The 16,340-nt window shown below is 67.0% G+C and carries 20 protein-coding genes and 2 pseudogenes; 9 read left to right on the top strand and 13 right to left on the bottom strand.

Annotated elements, in window-relative coordinates:
• The first annotated feature begins 8 nt into the window (after positions 1 to 8).
• Both ACKY0X_RS16665 and ACKY0X_RS16670 read left to right on the top strand, forming a co-directional pair.
• The gene (locus ACKY0X_RS16665) at positions 9 to 1,040 is read left to right on the top strand and encodes a hypothetical protein (RefSeq protein ID WP_409426935.1); all 1,032 of its coding nucleotides are present in this window, start codon (positions 9 to 11) and stop codon (positions 1,038 to 1,040) included.
• Entirely contained in the window at positions 1,037 to 1,321 is a 285-nt protein-coding gene (locus tag ACKY0X_RS16670) for a hypothetical protein (RefSeq protein WP_409426936.1), read from the top strand. The genes ACKY0X_RS16665 and ACKY0X_RS16670 overlap by 4 nt, the downstream gene beginning before the upstream one ends.
• Here the strand turns inward: ACKY0X_RS16670 and ACKY0X_RS16675 are convergent.
• The 5 genes and pseudogenes from ACKY0X_RS16675 to ACKY0X_RS16695 form a co-directional block, all read right to left on the bottom strand.
• Positions 1,318 to 1,587, bottom strand: coding sequence for a hypothetical protein (locus ACKY0X_RS16675; RefSeq protein ID WP_065039066.1), 270 nt, complete (start codon positions 1,585 to 1,587; stop codon positions 1,318 to 1,320). The two genes, ACKY0X_RS16670 and ACKY0X_RS16675, sit on opposite strands and share 4 nt — an antisense overlap.
• 1 nt (position 1,588) lies before the next feature.
• Complete coding sequence (locus tag ACKY0X_RS16680) at positions 1,589 to 3,079, bottom strand: molybdopterin-dependent oxidoreductase (protein WP_409429671.1); 1,491 nt, start codon at positions 3,077 to 3,079, stop codon at positions 1,589 to 1,591.
• Positions 3,076 to 3,504 (bottom strand): oxidoreductase, encoded by a 429-nt coding sequence (locus tag ACKY0X_RS16685; RefSeq protein WP_409426937.1) that lies wholly within the window; start codon positions 3,502 to 3,504, stop codon positions 3,076 to 3,078. The genes ACKY0X_RS16680 and ACKY0X_RS16685 overlap by 4 nt, the downstream gene beginning before the upstream one ends.
• A gap of 124 nt (positions 3,505 to 3,628) precedes the next feature.
• Positions 3,629 to 4,166 (bottom strand): annotated as a pseudogene (locus ACKY0X_RS16690) (DUF1360 domain-containing protein).
• A gap of 3 nt (positions 4,167 to 4,169) precedes the next feature.
• Positions 4,170 to 4,409 (bottom strand): annotated as a pseudogene (locus ACKY0X_RS16695) (hemophore-related protein); the annotation flags it as partial.
• A gap of 365 nt (positions 4,410 to 4,774) precedes the next feature.
• Between ACKY0X_RS16695 and ACKY0X_RS16700 the strand changes: the two are divergent.
• Positions 4,775 to 5,425: a cutinase family protein gene (locus ACKY0X_RS16700; protein ID WP_409426938.1), complete on the top strand. Its 651-nt coding sequence runs from the start codon at positions 4,775 to 4,777 to the stop codon at positions 5,423 to 5,425.
• Here the strand turns inward: ACKY0X_RS16700 and ACKY0X_RS16705 are convergent.
• On the bottom strand, positions 5,388 to 6,500 hold the full coding sequence (locus ACKY0X_RS16705; RefSeq protein ID WP_409426939.1) for an enolase C-terminal domain-like protein: 1,113 nt from the start codon (positions 6,498 to 6,500) through the stop codon (positions 5,388 to 5,390). The genes ACKY0X_RS16700 and ACKY0X_RS16705 overlap by 38 nt on opposite strands.
• Before the next feature lie 43 nt (positions 6,501 to 6,543).
• Between ACKY0X_RS16705 and ACKY0X_RS16710 the strand changes: the two genes are divergently transcribed.
• Positions 6,544 to 8,304 (top strand): glycoside hydrolase family 15 protein, encoded by a 1,761-nt coding sequence (locus tag ACKY0X_RS16710; protein WP_409426940.1) that lies wholly within the window; start codon positions 6,544 to 6,546, stop codon positions 8,302 to 8,304.
• Position 8,305: 1 nt separating this feature from the next.
• Here the strand turns inward: ACKY0X_RS16710 and ACKY0X_RS16715 are convergent, their stop codons facing one another.
• Positions 8,306 to 9,484 carry an alcohol dehydrogenase catalytic domain-containing protein gene (locus ACKY0X_RS16715; RefSeq protein ID WP_409426941.1) on the bottom strand — a complete coding sequence of 393 codons (1,179 nt, stop codon included), beginning with the start codon at positions 9,482 to 9,484 and terminating at the stop codon, positions 8,306 to 8,308.
• Positions 9,485 to 9,609: 125 nt separating this feature from the next.
• On the opposite strand from ACKY0X_RS16715, the gene ACKY0X_RS16720 reads away from it, so the two are divergent.
• Both ACKY0X_RS16720 and ACKY0X_RS16725 read left to right on the top strand, forming a co-directional pair.
• Positions 9,610 to 11,115 (top strand): FAD-dependent oxidoreductase, encoded by a 1,506-nt coding sequence (locus ACKY0X_RS16720; protein ID WP_409426942.1) that lies wholly within the window; start codon positions 9,610 to 9,612, stop codon positions 11,113 to 11,115.
• 87 nt (positions 11,116 to 11,202) lie between these two features.
• Positions 11,203 to 11,658 carry a pyridoxamine 5'-phosphate oxidase family protein gene (locus tag ACKY0X_RS16725; RefSeq protein WP_409426943.1) on the top strand — a complete coding sequence of 152 codons (456 nt, stop codon included), beginning with the start codon at positions 11,203 to 11,205 and terminating at the stop codon, positions 11,656 to 11,658.
• A 6-nt stretch (positions 11,659 to 11,664) separates the two neighbouring features.
• Here the strand turns inward: ACKY0X_RS16725 and ACKY0X_RS16730 are convergent, their stop codons facing one another.
• The 4 genes from ACKY0X_RS16730 to ACKY0X_RS16745 form a co-directional block, all read right to left on the bottom strand.
• The gene (locus ACKY0X_RS16730) at positions 11,665 to 12,453 is read right to left on the bottom strand and encodes an RNA polymerase sigma factor SigF (RefSeq protein ID WP_046282898.1); all 789 of its coding nucleotides are present in this window, start codon (positions 12,451 to 12,453) and stop codon (positions 11,665 to 11,667) included.
• Positions 12,450 to 12,887: an ATP-binding protein gene (locus ACKY0X_RS16735; protein ID WP_046282897.1), complete on the bottom strand. Its 438-nt coding sequence runs from the start codon at positions 12,885 to 12,887 to the stop codon at positions 12,450 to 12,452. Before ACKY0X_RS16735 ends, ACKY0X_RS16730 begins: the two co-directional genes overlap by 4 nt.
• 263 nt (positions 12,888 to 13,150) lie before the next feature.
• Positions 13,151 to 13,462 (bottom strand): protein UsfY, encoded by a 312-nt coding sequence (gene usfY / locus ACKY0X_RS16740; RefSeq protein ID WP_409426944.1) that lies wholly within the window; start codon positions 13,460 to 13,462, stop codon positions 13,151 to 13,153.
• A 165-nt stretch (positions 13,463 to 13,627) separates the two neighbouring features.
• Positions 13,628 to 14,011, bottom strand: a complete 384-nt coding sequence (locus ACKY0X_RS16745) for a hypothetical protein (RefSeq protein WP_409426945.1) — start codon at positions 14,009 to 14,011, stop codon at positions 13,628 to 13,630.
• Positions 14,012 to 14,160: 149 nt separating this feature from the next.
• Between ACKY0X_RS16745 and ACKY0X_RS16750 the strand changes: the two genes are divergently transcribed.
• The 3 genes from ACKY0X_RS16750 (at position 14,161) to ACKY0X_RS16760 (ending at position 15,542) form a co-directional block, all read left to right on the top strand.
• Positions 14,161 to 14,400, top strand: a complete 240-nt coding sequence (locus tag ACKY0X_RS16750; RefSeq protein ID WP_409426946.1) for a CsbD family protein — start codon at positions 14,161 to 14,163, stop codon at positions 14,398 to 14,400.
• Positions 14,401 to 14,538: 138 nt separating this feature from the next.
• Positions 14,539 to 15,213: a winged helix-turn-helix domain-containing protein gene (locus ACKY0X_RS16755; RefSeq protein WP_409426947.1), complete on the top strand. Its 675-nt coding sequence runs from the start codon at positions 14,539 to 14,541 to the stop codon at positions 15,211 to 15,213.
• 14 nt (positions 15,214 to 15,227) lie between these two features.
• The gene (locus ACKY0X_RS16760) at positions 15,228 to 15,542 is read left to right on the top strand and encodes a hypothetical protein (RefSeq protein WP_409426948.1); all 315 of its coding nucleotides are present in this window, start codon (positions 15,228 to 15,230) and stop codon (positions 15,540 to 15,542) included.
• A gap of 2 nt (positions 15,543 to 15,544) precedes the next feature.
• Here ACKY0X_RS16760 and ACKY0X_RS16765 read toward each other — a convergent pair whose 3' ends face one another.
• Together ACKY0X_RS16765 and ACKY0X_RS16770 are read right to left on the bottom strand one after the other, a co-directional pair.
• Entirely contained in the window at positions 15,545 to 15,862 is a 318-nt protein-coding gene (locus tag ACKY0X_RS16765; protein WP_409426949.1) for a hemophore-related protein, read from the bottom strand.
• A 55-nt stretch (positions 15,863 to 15,917) separates the two neighbouring features.
• Entirely contained in the window at positions 15,918 to 16,313 is a 396-nt protein-coding gene (locus tag ACKY0X_RS16770) for a hypothetical protein (protein ID WP_409426950.1), read from the bottom strand.
• Positions 16,314 to 16,340 lie beyond the last annotated feature (27 nt).

Below are 16,340 nucleotides of genomic sequence, written 5' to 3' on the forward strand. Positions count from 1 at the left end.
CCGCCGTCATGAATTGGGGGGCCGGGTGCGGGGCGACAGTCGTCGGCCTCCTTGCCTGCGCCAGCTGCGCGGCGCCGGTCTCGCAGAGCGCGCCGCAAGCCGTCTCGGTACCGGTGCGGGTGCCGCTGCACTCCCCCGTGTGGTCGCATGCCACCGGGGCGCTACTCGCGCTTACCGACGACGGGCGATTGGCGGCGGTCGATCACCCCGCCCGCCCCGACGAGGCGGCCACCCGGTTGTCTGAACCACTCGGCGCCGGACGCAATGTTCAGATCAGCCGCGCCGATGATCGAACCGTGTTCGTGCCGCAGCCGACACGCGAACGAGTAGCAGCGGTGGAGCTGACCGGCCTACGGCAAGTCGGCGACATCGATGCCGGGCCGGCGCCAACCACGCTGGCCGAAGATTCGGGGATGCGGCTGCTGCTCGCGCTGTCCGCCGACGGCGCGACGGTTACCCCAGTCGAGGAGTACGGCCTGCGGAAACTGCCCGGCGCCCGGGTAGCCGCGGGATCCACCGGTGCTATCGACGGCGCCAACCGCGGGCGCACTATCGAATACCACGTCTACGGGCCGGACGGTCTGTCGTACTACAAGGGCTCGTCGTCGCCGCCCGAGCAACGCGGTCGTTACGACGCAAGAGTTCTCGTGGCAGCGGGTGACGGCACGGCGGCAGGCCGGGTCTATCTGGCCGACGCGCGCGGCGACACCCTCTACGCCGTCGAATCCGCGCGCGGCGGGCACGGTTTGCAAGTCGTCGGCCGCTCGCCGGTCTCCTCGCCGATTCGCTACCTGGGCTCCGACGACACCCGCGTGTACGCCGGCACCGACACCGACGTGACCGTTTTCGAGTCGGCGACTTTCACCGGCTATCCACACGCCAGCATTCCGCTGCTGAGTGTCCTTGACTACCGGGCCGGTCTACCGTCCGGGCCGGCCCGGTCCGCACCCTTGTCCGGCATGGCGATCGGCCCCGACCGGATATACCTGACCCTTCGGGGCCAGCCGCTCGTGGTCAGCGTCACCAAGCCGCCGCTATGAGGATCAGCATCGACGACGATGTTGCGGTGCTCACCGAGCAGTTGCGCGCGCTGCAGGATCTGGGGCGGCACAGCGACGTCGACGACGAACAGATCTACGACCTGAGTATCCGGTGGGGCACCGCGATGGCCGGACGGCTGCGCCGACTGGTGTATTACCACAGCCGTGGTCTGCTCGACGACGATGCAGAGTGCCGCTTTGCGGTGCTCTGCGACGAGCTGCGCGACGTGGCGGATCTGGTAGAACGATTCGGTCTGGCCCGCCCCGCCCTGCCCCGCTAATAGTCCAGGAATTCGCCTGATCGCAGCCGGATCGCGGTTCGTGGCTGCGGACACGAGGTATTACGGCAGGTCAGTGCGACGAGGTAGGCGTCGTCGTCTTCATCAAGGAACAAGAAACCCAGGTACAGCGCCTGTCCCACCGCGAAATCGGTTCCACCGCAGGCCGCGCAGTATCCGCCGCGCACCGTGACCAGTTCCGACACCCGAGCGCTGGCGATCTGGCCCAGATCGATCAGTTCTGGGCGCGCATCGACGATTGCGGTCATGTCAGATCTCTCCGTCCATGCCGTAGTAGACGTTGTCCTCGCGCCAGCCACCGCGCCCCTTCCCGATATGGGCATAGTCGTCTACGAACTCGATCTGATTGATCCACTTGGCCATTTTGAAACCGACCTGCGTCTCCGCCCGAAGCCGCAGGGGCGCCCCGTGCTTGATGGGCAACGGCTGACCGTTCATCGCGTAGGCCAACAGCATCTGCGGTTTGTGGGCCAGGGTGAGATCGAGTACCTCGTAGAACTGACCCCCACCTTCCGCGCTCGGCTCGTCAGTGCTGTTGTCCTGCATGCTCATAAAGCAGATGTAGCGGGCTTGCGGCAACGGCTGCACCAGATCCACCAGGGTTCCCAGCGGAATTCCGGTCCACTCGCCGACCGACGTCCAGCCCTGCACGCAGTTGTGCAGTACCCGCTGAGTCTGCGGCTCAGCCAGCGCCCGAACCCCAGCCAGGTCCAGCGTCGTCGGTTGCTCCACCAGCCCGCCGACCCGCAGGCGCCAATCGACGAAGTTGTGCACCGCCATCACCTTGTAATAGTCGGCGGTCGGCGGTTTGCCATTGACACGGTGCTCCGTCGACAGCATGCGCACCGGGTAGTTCTGCCGCGAGTCCAACCGGCGCAACAGGCCCTTGCGCGGCACGCTGATCAGCGCGCCGAGTACCCGACGCACCGACGAAGGGCTGCGCTGGCTCCACAGCGTGGCCGCAATGTGGACCGCGACGATCGCCGCGATGATGAGCAATGACAGGCCAGTCGCCCAGTAGGCGTTGCGAACCGACCCGAAGATCATCAACGCCGTCAGGCGGCCCCAGCCCCAGAAGAAGACCATCGCCAGATGGATCACGATGAACACCACGAACGCAACCAGGCCGAGGAAGTGCAGGCTGCGGGCAGCCTGCCGGCCGCCGAACAGCCGCACATACCGCGGGAAGCGTGCCTCGATCGCCGGTGATTGCGCGGCCCCGGTGAGGATCTGAAATGGTGCCAACACGAAGATCACCGCGGCGTAAGTCAGCTTCTGAATGGCGTCCAGCGGTTCGCCCGGCAGCAACGGGGGCAGATTGAAACTGGCGTAGGTGACGATATCGTTCCAGGCCTCGGCGAATATCGACCAGGAATAGGGCCAGTATCGGTGCCACTGCCCGGTCACGAAAAGCAATATGTAGTACGAAGTTCCGAGCAGGATCCAGCCGATGACCGCGGCGAAGTGCCAATGGCGGCCCATGCCCAGCTCCCTATGGCCAGGCAGCGCGATCAGAGGGTGGTAGTCCTCCTCCTCGTCCAGGGTGTCGTAGAGCTTGTTGGTGGGCATCACTTTGCCGGTGAAGCGCGCCCACTCCGTCCCGGGAGCACTGTCCGCGTGCCAGTACAGCTTTGGATGGGTGGACAGGATCTCGAAGCCGCTGCGCAGCAGCAGGGTCAGGAATAAGACGTTGAGCCAGTGGTCAATCCGCAGCCAGGCCGGATAGTCGAGCAGCATCAGTCATACCAGCCCCTGCGCTGCCCGAACGCCACATTGACCCCGAACAGCACCGTCAGATACAGCCCGAGGAAAGCCGCCGCGCAGGCCAGCGCCAGGTTTCCCGGAGCCAGATCCCATCGCCCCGTGAGCGCCGACAAGCCCGGCAGGCGCACCATCCGGCTGATCGGATAGCCGATCATGAAAGCCGTGCACAGGATCCCGCCCGCCTTCCACCCCGCGGCCGGCACAATATCGTCGACGTCGATCCAGGTAATTCCGGCGGCGATGACACAACCGATGATCATCGCGACGCAATACACCGCGAAATAGCCGGGACGGTGCACTGCGGTGGCCAGCAGGTAGGCATGCAGGCCCGCCAAGCCCAGCAGTGCGGCGTCGGCGGCCAGGGTCACCGTCCGCGGCAGGTTGAAGGCGATGCTGATCATTGCGGGTCTACCCTGCGCACTTCGATACGACCGCCAACCTCTCGACACCGCAGCGCCGGCTGACCGCCGGTGGCCGGCCAATGCCGTGGTCGTCGATCGCTTTGGCATCGCGGAATCTCCGATCTCACTGCTGGGTCATCTGCTGAGCTTTCGCGTAGGCCAGCTGCAGGAAATCAGCGCCCGCGAGCGCGCTGAACGTACCCGCGACCAGGCGGGTCGGCCTCGGGGCCAGTACCAACCCGGCGGTGAATGCGGTGACCACCCACATGTCCAGACAGAATGGACACGTCAACAGCTCCCCCAAGCTGTGACGCAATGTGCTGGAGTGCCTGGTCTCCTCCATCACCTCGGCGGGGCCCCCGGTCCCCGTGTAGTGGGCAAAAGGCGCGCGCAGCGGGCTGGTCACCGCGTCCTTGGCCAACGTTCTGGACAGTTTGTGGGTACCGAGAGTCACCGTCAGCAGGTCTGCGGCCCTCCAGCCCTGCGGCAGACGGCGGCCGGTGGCCGCGGCGGCCACGGTTACCGCCGCGACCAACCCGCCGTAGACCAGCAGCACAATCACGTATCCCCCCCAGTGGGCGCGGGTTGTCGCCGCGGTACGCGTCGGCTTCCCGCTTGGCCGCGTCCGCGATGGTGCTGCCGGCCCCGGTCGATTGAGTCATCACTCAGTATTTGTCACAGGTCTTGGCGATGGGCCCGACCAGGTTGACGTACTGCGCCGCCTCCGGCACTGCCTGGGCCTGCTCGAGCATCTGCTCACGTTGCGGCGGCGGTGCCGCAAGGAAGTTCTGCAAGAACGACTGCGCCATGGGTGCCGCGTTGAATTGTGCTGCGGTGTCCGGCGATTGCGCGTTCATTGCCGCCACGACCTGGGAGTAGCTGCAGGTCGTGTTCACCGCGGGGTTCTGCGACCACTGGTTTGTTTGGCCCGGCTGTACCGGTTGTCCGGGTTGGGCCGGCTGGGCCGGTTGTCCGGGTTGGGCCGGCTGGCCCGGTTGAGCTGGCTGGGTCGGCTGGGCCGGTGCGGCGTTTGCCAAGCCGGTGCCGCTCGCCAACGCCAGCGCCATGCCGCCGGCTGCGGCAAGTCTGGTCAAAGACGTTGTGATCATTGGTTTCTCCCCTTCAATCCTTCAACTCATGTTTGTCACATGTTCCGTCGACGACGGCACCGAACTAGGCTTGCCGTTTTCGCCCGCGCTAAACCACGGTTTGCTCGCCGGTTGTAGTGGGTATCGGACGAAGTGCTGTGATTACTCGGATCCTCACCGCGGTGACCCTGTCTGGGTGGACGCTGCTGTGTTCGCCCGCCGGCGGCGACGCGGGCGCCACCGGCTGCCCCGACGTTCAGGTGGTGTTCGCCCGCGGCACCGGCGAGGCCCCAGGCGTCGGATGGATCGGCCAGCAGTTCATCGACGCACTACGGTGGCGCACCTGGGGTCGCAATGTGGATGTCTACCCGGTCAACTTTCCGGCGGTACCCGAATTCGGTCCGTCCGCCGCCGGGGTCAATGACGCAACCGGCCACATCCGCGATATGGCAGCCGGCTGTCCGAGCACCCAGATGGTCCTCGGCGGATACTCGCGCGGCGCCGCGCTGATGGGGTATGTCACCGAACCGACCGCCGGCGGGCTCGGCGCCGCGCTACCGCCCGAGGCGGCCGGGCACGTCGCCGCCGTGGCGCTGCTGGGAAGGCCTTCGGCGACGTTCCTGAACTCCATCGGCGCACCGCCCGTGACGGTCGGGCCGGGTTACGCAGCCAAGACGATCGACCTATGCGCCCCCGGCGATCCGGTCTGCTCGGTGGGCGGCGATGGCGCCGCGCACGCCACGTACGCGGCAAACGGCATGACCGCGCAAGCGGCGGACTTCGCCGTCGAACGCCTCAAGCCACCCGAAAGTGTTCCAGGTCAGTCGCTTTGACCGTCAACCCGTGCCCGGCGCAGCTGCGGTCGGGACGCAGCACGCCGCCTGGTTGCGGGAGTAGGACACCGTCGAAGGCCATCCGCTCGATCCGCACATGGTCGTGGAAATACTCCAAGTGACGCAGATGCCACAGCGCGGTGCCGACGTGCGCGCTGATCTGCGGCGCGCAGTGCAACGACAGATCCAAACCGCGGGCATCGCACAACGCGCCCACCTTCAGCACTCCGGTGATACCCAAGCAGCGGGTGACGTCGGCCTGCAGACAGTCGACGGCACCAGCGTCGAGCATTCGCTGGAAATAGGGAACGTCATAGCCATACTCGCCGGCGGTGATATCCATCCCCGCCGGACTACGGTTGCGCAGCAGGCGCAACCCTTCGAGATCGTCGGAGCTGACCGGTTCCTCGAACCAGCTCACCTGATGCTCGGCGAAGCGCCCAGCCCAACCCAACGCCTGCTTGCGCTGGTAGGCGCCGTTGGCGTCGACGAACAACTCGGTGTTGGCGCCGATCGCCCGGCGGGCCGCCGCCACCCGTGCGGCGTCGACGGCGGGGTCGCGGCCGACCTTCATCTTGACTCGGCCGATGCCCTCTTCGACCCATCCGCCGAGCTGGCGGCACAAGCGGTTGTCGTCATACGAGGTGAAGCCCCCACTGCCGTAGATCGGGGTGACCTCGTGCACCGCTCCCAACGCGACGGTCAACGGTTCGTCGAGCAGCCGGGCCCGCAGGTCCCACATCGCGACGTCAATGGCGGCGATCGCCTCAGCCACCACGCCGGGCCGGCCCAGGTTGCGCACCGCGTGCACCATGTCGGCCCAGCGTGCCGGTGGCACCGTGGCATCGCCTCCGGTGACGACCTCGGTCAGCTCGTCACGCACCACCGTGGCCGCCGCGGTGCCGGCGTAGGTGTAGCCGGTGCCGATATGTCCGGCGCCGTGCACCCTCACCAGCACCATCGTGGTGGAATCCCACATTGCGGTGCCGTCGGATTCCGGCGCGTCGGTGGGAATCGAGTAGGCGGCGACCTCAACCGAGTCAACGGGGACCGGCATGCCGCAGGGCAGGCTCATGAATCGGTGACTACCCGCGCGCGGCGGCGGGTATGCATCTGCCATGGGCGAGGGACCTCCGCTGCTTGAACGCTTCCCGCCTCAGGTGCTGCGCCAGTATGCGTTGATCGCCGATGGCGAACGCGGGATCGTGGTTGGGCCGCGTGGCGACTTCTGCTGGATGTGCCTGCCCCGCTGGGACAGTCCGGCGGTCTTCTCCTCACTGCTCGGCGGCGCCGGGGTCTATGCCGTCACCCCAGAGCTGCGCTATGTGTGGGGCGGCCGATACGAGGACCGATCGCTGATCTGGCGTTCCCGCTGGGTCACCACCGATGGGATCGTGGAGTGTCGCGAGGCGCTGGCCTTCCCCGGGGACATGCACACCGCAGTGGTACTACGCCGCGTCCGCGCACTCGATCGGCCGATGCGCATGCAGGTCGCACTCGACGTTCGCGCCGACTTCGGCGCCACCGCGATGTCGGGGCTCTCTTGCGAAGACGGCGTCTGGACCGGACGCTCGGGGCCACACCGATTCCGGTGGGCGGGCGGGGCCGCGGCGCACCCAGCCACCGACGGATCGCTGCGCATGGTGCTCGATGTCGCGCCGGGAAGCGACCACGATCTGGTGTTGGAGTTGTCCGATCGTGAGCTGCCGGCGCGGCCGGTAAACGCGGCGCAGGCCTGGTCCGCTACCGAAAGCGCTTGGAAGCACGCTGTTCCCGAGGTCACCGGCACGCTGGCTGATATCGATGCGCAACTGGCCTATGCGGTATTGCGCGGCCTGACCAGTACCGGTGGTGGCATGGTTGCGGCGGCGACGATGTCGCTGCCGGAGCGGGCCAAAGAAGGGCGCAACTACGACTATCGCTACTGCTGGATTCGCGACCAGTGCTACACCGGACAGGCGATTGCGGCCGCCGGCCCGCATCCGCTGCTCGATGACGCGGTCCGGTTCGTCACCGAGCGGGTGCTGGCCGACGGGCCTGACCTGCGACCGGCGTACTGCGTCGACGCCACGACACCACCCACCGAACACGACCTGTCGCTGCCCGGGTACCCGGGCGCGTCGGCCAAAACCGGAAACTGGGTGGGCCAGCAGTTCCAACTCGACACCTTCGGGGAGGCGCTGCTGCTGCTGGCCGCCGCCGGCCGGCTTGACCGGTTGGACGGCACCCATTGGGGTGCGGTGCACACACTGGTGGATGCGATCGAAAAGCGTTGTGTTGAACCGGATGCCGGGATTTGGGAACTCGACAACCAGCGCTGGGCACATTCCCGGCTGATGTGTGCGGCCGGGCTGCGCCGGATCGCCGGCGTGGCGTCGCTGGCCGAAGGTGCCCAGTGGCAGCAACTGGCCGACAAACTGGTCAGCGACGCCAGCAGTGATTGTCTGCACCGCGACGGGAGATGGCAACGCGCACCCGAGGACTCAGGGATCGACGCGGCGCTGTTGCTGCCGGGCCTGCGCGGAGCCGTCACGGCCGACGATGCCCGCACCCTGGCGACCCTGGCCGCCGTGCGCCGAGACCTCACCCAAGACGGTTTCGTCTACCGCTACCGGCCCGACCGGCGCGGCCTCGGCGAGGCCGAGGGGGCCTTTCTGCTGTGCAGCTTCGTCATGGCGCTGGCCGATCACCAACAGGGCAATGACCTTGCAGCTCTTCAATGGTTCGAGCGGGGCCGCACCGCGTGTGGCCCGCCGGGTCTGCTCGCCGAGGAATACGACGTGAGCCAACGCCAGTTGCGCGGCAACCTGCCCCAGGCCTTCGCACACGCGCTGCTGTTCGAGACCGCACACCAGTTGACCGGGCCTGACACGAATTGAACTACGGCTTGAGCGTGATCTTCACCGCGCCGTCGCGCTTCTCCTGAAACATCTCGTAGGCCTCTGGCGCCTGCTCCAGCGGCAGTACGTGAGTGGCGAAAGTGTCGACGCCCAGCGGGTCGTCGTCGGTCAGCAACGGCATCAGGGTGTCGACCCGCGGTTTGACGTTGGCCTGTCCCATCCGCAGTGTGATCTGCTTGTCGAACAAGGTGAACATCGGCAACGGGTCGAGCTTTCCACCGTAGACACCGACGATCGACAGGGTGCCGCCGCGACGCACGATGTCGATCGCGGCGTCCAACGCGGCCAGCCGGTCGATGCCGGCCTTGCTGATCAACGGTCCGGCCACGGCGTCCGGCAGCAGCGAGCTGAGCTGCTGGATGGCCTTGGCGCCGCCGGAGCCGTGTGCCTCCATGCCGACGGCATCGATCACCGCGTCGGTCCCGCGACCGTCGGTGCGGTCGCGAATCACCTCACCAAGGTCGGATACCTCGCTCAGATCGACGATTTCGATCCCGCGCCTGGCCAACCGGCCCAGCCGCTCGGGCACCAGATCCACGCCGATCACCCGGGCCCCCTGATGCGTGGCGATCCGGGCCGCCATGTCACCGATCGGCCCGAGTCCCAGCACCGTCACCGATCCGCCGTCGGGTATCGCGGCGTAGTCAACTGCCTGCATCGCCGTCGGCAGCACATCGGACAGGTAGACGAACCGCGAGTCTGGTGGGCCTTCAGGAACTTTGATGTGGGTGTATTGCGCCTGGGGCACCCGCAGGTACTGCGCCTGCGCGCCCGGAACCTGGCCGTAGAGCTTGGAGTAACCGAACAGTGCAGCTCCGGTGTCCTGCTCGCGCACCCGGGTGGTATCGCACTGGGTCGGCAGCCCATGTCGGCACATACAGCAATGGCCGCAGGCGATCTGGAACGGGATGACCACTCGGTCACCGGGTTTGAGGTTACTGACAGCGCGACCGACCTCGGTCACGATGCCGATCGGCTCGTGCCCCAAGATGTCACCAGGGTCCATGAACGCACCGAGCACCTCGTAGAGATGCAGATCGGATCCGCAGATGTTGGTGGTCGTCACTTCGATGACGGCGTCGGTCGGCTTCTCGATCACCGGATCGGGGACGGTGTCGACCTGGACTTTGCGCTTGCCCTGCCATGTGACTGCCCGCATCGGGTCGCCTCCGTCGTGTTGAGCGAACACCGCCGGGCTACCCGCCAGCAGCTCGGTGCAAACGCATTGGCCAGGCCGGCTAACCCCCAACGTTTCACCACCGCCCCGCGGGGTACTGATCGACCATGACCTCGTTGTGGCTCGCCGACCGGATCGGAACATCCCCGGCTTCGGGCACCGCCGAAGATCTGCCCGGTGTCGCCGACGTGGTGGTGGCCGGCGCCGGTATCACCGGTCTGATGACCGCAGTGCTGCTGGCGCGCGCAGGCCGCCAAGTGCTGGTGCTGGAGGCCAGGACGGTCGGAGCCTGCGCGACGGGGAACACCACCGCCAAGATCAGCCTGCTGCAGGGCACCCAGCTGTCGACGATCACGGCGCGGCAGGGCAAAAGCCTGGCCGCTGCGTATCTGGACGGCAACCGCGCCGGACAGGACTGGCTGATCTCGTTCTGTGCGGCTGCCGGGGTGCCGGTCCAGCGCGAGGACGCCTACAGTTTCGCCCAGTCCGAACGGGGGGTGGCGGCGGCGCACGCCGAATTCGAGGCCTGCCGCGCGCTGGGACTGCGGGCGACGTGGGAGCCGCACGCCGACGTGCCATTCTCCTACCACGGCGGTGTCCGGCTGCCCGAACAGGCGCAGTTCGACCCGATGCCGTTTCTGGACGCGCTGCGCGGCGAATTGCTCGCCACCGGCGGACAACTGCTGGAACACACACGGGTACAGCGAGTTTCCAGCAGCCGCCACGGACTTCGGCTGGAAGTCGACGGCCCGCACCGGCACGCTGAATTGCAGGCCACCCAACTGGTGCTGGCCACCGGAATCCCGATCTTGGACCGCGGCGGATACTTTGCCCGCGTCAAACCCAGCCGGTCATACTGCATGGCGTTCGACGTGCCCGGCGAGGTCACCCGGCCCATGATGATCTCCACCGATTCACCGACGCGGTCGTTGCGCTACGCCCCGGTCAACGGCTCGGAACTGCTCCTGGTCGGCGGGGCGGGCCACACCGTCGGCCGCGAAAAGCACCCGATGGATGCGCTGGCCGAACTCGAGTCATGGGCGGTCAGGCATTACCCGGGCGCCACCCGCACGCACCTGTGGTCAGCGCAGGACTACGCGCCCGTCGACGAGCTGCCCTACGTCGGCCCCATCCTTCCGGAGAACGAAACCATCTACGTGGCAACGGGGTTCAATAAATGGGGCATGACCAACGGGGCGGCCGCCGCACTGGCGCTGTCGGGCCGGCTGCTCGGCGAGCGACCGAACTGGGACCGGGCGTTCGCCAGCTGGAGAACCAGCGAGCTACGGGGCCTGCCGACGGCCCTGGCAGCCAACCTCGCGGTCGGCGTCAACCTGGCGAAGGGCTGGATCATGCCGACGGCCCACGTCGGCCAGCAATGTCTGGGCACCGACGCCGGCGTGGTCAGCGGACCTCCGTGGCGCCTGCAGGCCCAGTGTCGGGTGGACGGCATAGAACACCGCCTCTCCCCGGTCTGTCCCCACCTGGGTGGCATCGTCACCTGGAACGACGCCGACCGGGCCTGGGAGTGCCCGCTACACGGGTCGCGATTCGCCCCCGACGGGACCCTTCTGGAAGGCCCGGCCACCCGCGGCCTGACCGCCGGCAGCTGAACAGCCGCCGATGTCGTTTACCCCGCGCAAGGGCGGGTAACCGAGCGCTGGACGGTGAATGACGGCTGCGAAGCGACGAGGTGAGCGGTGTGCATCATCGACCATGACATGCGCCAGATCGTCGCGAGCGCAAAGCTGGCGTTCGTGGCCACCGTCTGCGAGGACGGGTCGCCGAACCTGTCACCGAAGGAGTCCCTGCTGGTCTACGGCGACGAACACCTGGCATTCATGCACATGGCGTCGCCGACGACGGCGGCCGACCTGCGCCGCGACCCACGCATCGAGGTCAACGTGGTGGATTTCCTCAAACGGCGCGGCTACCGATTCAAGGGCACCGCGCAGTTGCGACCGCCCGGCGACGAGGTCTACGAGTGGCTAAGGCGATGGGTCATCGACACCCACGGACCCCAGTTTCCGTGTCGTGAAGCCGTTCTGGTCCGGGTCGAGCGCGCGCTACCGATCGCCTCGCCGGCCTACATGTTCGGCGATGCCCACGAAGCCGAACTCAGCCGGTTGTGGTCGCAGATCTACGGGCTGCGATGAGCAGGGCTACTGCAGCTGATCGCGCAGCTTCGCCAGCGATTTGGCCAGCAAGCGCGACACGTGCATCTGGGAGATGCCGACCCGCTCGGCGATCTGGGTCTGGGTCATCGACTCGAAGAACCGCAGCACCAGCACGGTACGTTCGCGCTCGGGAAGGGCATCGAGCAAGGGCCGCAACGCCTCTCGATCCTCGATGCGGTCCATCCGGGCGTCAACTTCACCGAGGGTGTCAGCGATCGAGCGGACGTCATCTTCGTCCGAGCTGCCGCCGCCGTCAATCGAGAGCGTGTTGTACGAGCTGCCCGCGACCAATCCTTCGACCACCTCGTCGCGGCTCAACTCAAGTTCGGCCGCGAGCTCGGAGGCGGTCGGCGCCCGTCCCAGGCGTTGCGACAGTTCGGCGGTGGCCACACCCAACCGAAGGTGCAGCTCTTTGAGCCGGCGGGGAACCTTGACCGACCAGCTGTTGTCACGGAAGTGGCGGCGGACCTCGCCCATGATCGTCGGAACCGCGAACGAGACGAAATCCGAGCCGGTCTCGACGTCGAAGCGTGTCACGGCGTTGACCAGACCCACCCGAGCTACTTGGACCAGGTCGTCCCGTAACTCCCCGCGGCCTTCGAACCGGCGGGCGATGTGGTCGGCCAGCGGCAGGCACCGCTCGACGATCTTGTCCTTGCGGTTGCGGAAGTCGGGCGAGTCGGCATCGTATTGGGCGAGCTCACGAAACATGTCGCCGACGTCGGCGTACTCCGATCCAGACTGTGAGCCGCTGCCGGCGGCACGCGGAGTCACCTCCCGGAATCCGCCCGGCGGGTCGTCAGCGTGACCCCGAATACCTCACCCGCGCCGTTGGATTCGTGCCCGTCGCGGAACGTCTCGACGTCGTCGACCAGCGAAGTGAGCACGTGCCAGCTGAAACTTCCCGGGGTCAGCACGCCGGCCCCGTCGCCGGCCGCCGACGCCTGGATCGTCACGTGATCGTCGTGCGGGTCGATGACGACAGTGAGCATCGCGCCGGGCGCGGCGCTACGGATCAGCTGCGTGCACAGCTCATCGATCGCCAGCCGCAGGTCAGCGACGGTGTCGACGTCAAGATCCTCGTAGGTTGCGATCGCACCGACCAACATGCGCACCACCGCCAGGCTTTCCAGCCGGGGCGTAACCCGCAGTTCGACGGCCCGTTCGCTGCACGACCGCTGAGCCCGGTCACTGTCAATGTCGGTCATGAGGCCTCCCGGCGAAATCGGACCGAGACTACTGCTGCGTGTCAATCGACTGCTCACCACCCTCGCCTGCAGGCACCCTCGCGCATTTCGCGTTCAGCCGACACCGTCAACATCGCACGCCGGCTGCCCGGAGATCAGTCATGGGAAGTCTGTACCCGATCGCCGGGGAACTCAATCATTGAATTTCGGCGCCTAGTCAGTTTGGCGCTCGTTACAGAGCGGCCCGGCCGGAACACCGGCCGGGCCGACTTGACCCCCTCGGGCTAACTCGTGGAGGGCTGCCGGCGCATCTCGGCGTGCGCCAGCTGCCACTGACGGTTCACTTTGCCGATCCGGCGATCCTCGATCAGCAGCCACACGGTGCCCAGGACGGCGGCGAGCACCGCGATGACCGCGACTTCGATCCCCTGGCGATCGTGACCGGTCCCAAATGCGGCGAGGCAGCCGATGCCGGCCACCATGCCCACCACCAGCAGTGAATAGCCCGGCCAACCCATGACGTCGATCATGGCGCGGCCCGCGTGAGGCCGAGTCGTCCGGACATGGTCGACCGGGTCATGAAAGGTGTCACCCATCGCAATTCCTCCTCCTGAACAGCAGTTCGGAGCCGCTCCAGAAGTCGACCGATATGAGGTGAACCCGTCCGCGACCCAAAACTATCGTATGCCGATACGTTGATCCCAGAGCCTCCTTTACAGGACGTTCACAGTCATGCAACAGCGAAGCCAACGCCGGTCCAGTCATCGGTCCACGCCCATGATCGGCACAGCACTCACCAGCAAGACGACCAACATCAACGTCAACAGGAACCATCCGGCACCATGCCAGCCCCACCAGATACCCCGCGCACGCCACACCAGGTAGGTGCGCACAAAAGCACGCAATCCACCGGCGGCCAGGATCACCGGTGCGCCGACGGCAAGGACGGTCCGGTAGGGCCGTCCGCACCCCGCCGTGACCGACTGTGGATCGCAGGTGCCCACCCACAACACCGCTATCACGACAAACGCCAGCGCGGCGGCGGTGACCGTCCCCGCGAAGCGAGCAGCCGCTCGAACCTCCCGGTCCTCCTGGCCCAACCGATCACCACCGGGAGCAGAGCGCGACGGTGTGCGCGGTCCCACATATCCCACCGTCCGCGCTGATGAGCTCTGCGTCAAGGCGATTCATTCGTTTGGGTCAACGTTTGGGCGCACGGCCGCCCGGGAAGCCTTGCCGTTGTGGCGGGCCTTTACACCGCGTGGGCCTGTTACAGAACACGAAGGGAGGACGTATGTCGGACGACAAGCGCAGCGCCACCGAGGACGGCATCCGCGGCGCCGTGGAGGGCGTCAAGGGCAAGGCCAAGGAGGCGCTAGGGGCCGTGACCGGCAACGACGAGATGGCCCGTGAGGGCCGCGCGCAGCAGGACAAGGGCGAAGCGCAGCGCGACGCCGCCAAGCACCAGGCCGAGGCCGAATCGTCTCGGGCCGGCGCCAAGGCAGCCGAGGCGCGCGAGCAGTCGCACCAGTAGCCCGAGGGGAGGGCAGGTCCGGTCCGCCTGGCGGGCCGGGCCTGTCGCCACGTCAGGGGGTTACTTCCTGGGTGCAACGGGTAGTAAAAACCTTGAAAGCCTTGAGACGGCATAGCATCCATGGGTTGGAGCCAGGCGATGGAGATCGTGTTACTGACCGACCGCGACGAATTCGCGCAGTCATTGTCGGGGTTGGGTGTCTTCGGGCATTCGATCGTCCGCAGCCCACTGTCCGTCACCGCACGGGCCGACTGCCGTGGCGCGAGGGCCGTTTTGGTGGACGGCTGTGCTGATGTACCGGCGGCGCGGGAGAGCTGCCGCAAACTTGGGGCCTGGGAGCCGTCAGCCGCCGTGCTGGCCGTGGTCGCCGCCGACGACTTCGCGGCGGTCGGCCTCGACTGGCACGTCGACGATGTGCTGATCGCGACCGCAGGCCCCGCCGAGGCGAACGCGCGCCTGCGTCTGGCCTTGGCCCGCCGGCGCGAATCCACCCACACCACACTGGAATTCGGCGCCTTGGTCATCCACCCGGACAGCTTCACCGCGTCGCTGTCGAATCGCGATCTCGACCTCACACTCACCGAATTCAAACTGCTCAACTATCTGGTACAGCATGCCGGGCAAGCATTCACCCGGGCCCGCCTGCTGCGCGAGATATGGGGCGGCGAGGGCGGCCGTCGCAAAGTCGACGTCCACGTGCAGCGATTGCGCGCCAAGCTCGGCGCCGACCATGAGTCGATCGTCGATACGGTCCGCGGTGTCGGTTACATGACGCCGGAGTTGCCTTCATCGCAATGGGCCATCGCCAACTGAGAGAGCCAAATGCCATGACAGAACAACCCGATTTCGATTCAGCGGCCACCGACACCACCGGCGACGACACGCTACCGCCGAGTGAGGCCACCGATTCCGACGAACTGCGCAATGACGACGGCGACGCGGCCGTCACTCCGCCGGACGACTGGCAAGCCGCTGACAGCGAGACGGCACATCAGTCGTTGGACGCCAAGCTGGCGGCCGAGCAACCCGATGTGGCCGGCCCTGACCACGATCCCGACGAAGCTGTGGGAGGCGGTCGACACCGCGCGCAAGTGTCCGGAAGTCCCGAAGACGGCGACTCGTTCTACGCCGTCGAGGAGTGAGCTCAGTAGTAGTTGTCGCAGGCGTTGGCCAACGGGCCGACGAGCGCAACGTAATGCGCGCCATCGGGCGTGCCCTGCGCCTGGTCGACTATCTGCTGGCGCTGCTCGGGCGGGGCGGCCAGAAAGTTCTGCAGCCAGGACCGCGCGGCCGGCGTCGCGTTGAACTGCTCGGCGTCTCCGGGTGACTGATCGTTCATCGCCGACACCACCTGCGAGTAGCTGCAGGTCGTGTTGACCACTGGATCGGTGTCCGGGTCGGCAACGGCCGCTACCTGCCCTCCGGTCAGCGCCAAGGCGGCAAACCCAACCGCGGCGGCCATTCTCATCAAGCCAGACATCTCGCGACCCCCCTCTGTAGATCCGCCACTGGAGCCGTCAAAACCTCAGGATCAAAACCGCCAAGTCGGCCAACAGCAGCGCCCACCCGCACGCCCAGACCACGATCCCGCGGCGGTGCGTCGCCAGAAAGAAGGCGAGGAACAGCGTCAGCGCCGCTACACCGGCCGCTCCGTGATAGAGCACGCCGAACAGCGACCCGTTCACCTTGAGTTCCGGGCACGCCGCCCTGTTACACAGCGCTGAACCGGATACCCTGGCCAGCGCGAATGCCATGAGCAGTGCGGCGGCCGGCGCGGTCAGCAGCGACAGCGCCCAGTTGGCCCACGTCCAATCGCGGGGCAGCGCTTCGGGCGGCGCAGCCCCTGCCACGCGCGGTTGCGCATCGGCAAAGATCGGCCGGACCGCCGTCGCACCGTCATCGGCAATGATCATCCCCCGCCTCCGATCACCGAAATCACC

Source organism: Mycobacterium sp. SMC-11, from assembly GCF_046250095.1.
In the GTDB taxonomy this organism is placed as follows: domain Bacteria; phylum Actinomycetota; class Actinomycetes; order Mycobacteriales; family Mycobacteriaceae; genus Mycobacterium; species Mycobacterium heraklionense_A.

Excerpts from the sequence above, each read along its gene's own strand:
- ACKY0X_RS16665 (WP_409426935.1), top strand. The coding sequence starts at position 9 with ATGAATTGGGGGGCCGGGTGCGGGGCGACAGTCGTCGGCCTCCTTGCC.
- ACKY0X_RS16670 (WP_409426936.1), top strand. The coding sequence starts at position 1,037 with ATGAGGATCAGCATCGACGACGATGTTGCGGTGCTCACCGAGCAGTTG.
- ACKY0X_RS16675 (WP_065039066.1), bottom strand. The coding sequence starts at position 1,587 with ATGACCGCAATCGTCGATGCGCGCCCAGAACTGATCGATCTGGGCCAG.
- ACKY0X_RS16685 (WP_409426937.1), bottom strand. The coding sequence starts at position 3,504 with ATGATCAGCATCGCCTTCAACCTGCCGCGGACGGTGACCCTGGCCGCC.
- ACKY0X_RS16705 (WP_409426939.1), bottom strand. The coding sequence starts at position 6,500 with ATGAGCCTGCCCTGCGGCATGCCGGTCCCCGTTGACTCGGTTGAGGTC.
- ACKY0X_RS16710 (WP_409426940.1), top strand. The coding sequence starts at position 6,544 with ATGGGCGAGGGACCTCCGCTGCTTGAACGCTTCCCGCCTCAGGTGCTG.
- ACKY0X_RS16715 (WP_409426941.1), bottom strand. The coding sequence starts at position 9,484 with ATGCGGGCAGTCACATGGCAGGGCAAGCGCAAAGTCCAGGTCGACACC.
- ACKY0X_RS16720 (WP_409426942.1), top strand. The coding sequence starts at position 9,610 with ATGACCTCGTTGTGGCTCGCCGACCGGATCGGAACATCCCCGGCTTCG.
- ACKY0X_RS16735 (WP_046282897.1), bottom strand. The coding sequence starts at position 12,887 with ATGACCGACATTGACAGTGACCGGGCTCAGCGGTCGTGCAGCGAACGG.
- usfY (WP_409426944.1), bottom strand. The coding sequence starts at position 13,462 with ATGGGTGACACCTTTCATGACCCGGTCGACCATGTCCGGACGACTCGG.
- ACKY0X_RS16750 (WP_409426946.1), top strand. The coding sequence starts at position 14,161 with ATGTCGGACGACAAGCGCAGCGCCACCGAGGACGGCATCCGCGGCGCC.
- ACKY0X_RS16755 (WP_409426947.1), top strand. The coding sequence starts at position 14,539 with ATGGAGATCGTGTTACTGACCGACCGCGACGAATTCGCGCAGTCATTG.
- ACKY0X_RS16760 (WP_409426948.1), top strand. The coding sequence starts at position 15,228 with ATGACAGAACAACCCGATTTCGATTCAGCGGCCACCGACACCACCGGC.
- ACKY0X_RS16765 (WP_409426949.1), bottom strand. The coding sequence starts at position 15,862 with ATGGCCGCCGCGGTTGGGTTTGCCGCCTTGGCGCTGACCGGAGGGCAG.
- ACKY0X_RS16770 (WP_409426950.1), bottom strand. The coding sequence starts at position 16,313 with ATGATCATTGCCGATGACGGTGCGACGGCGGTCCGGCCGATCTTTGCC.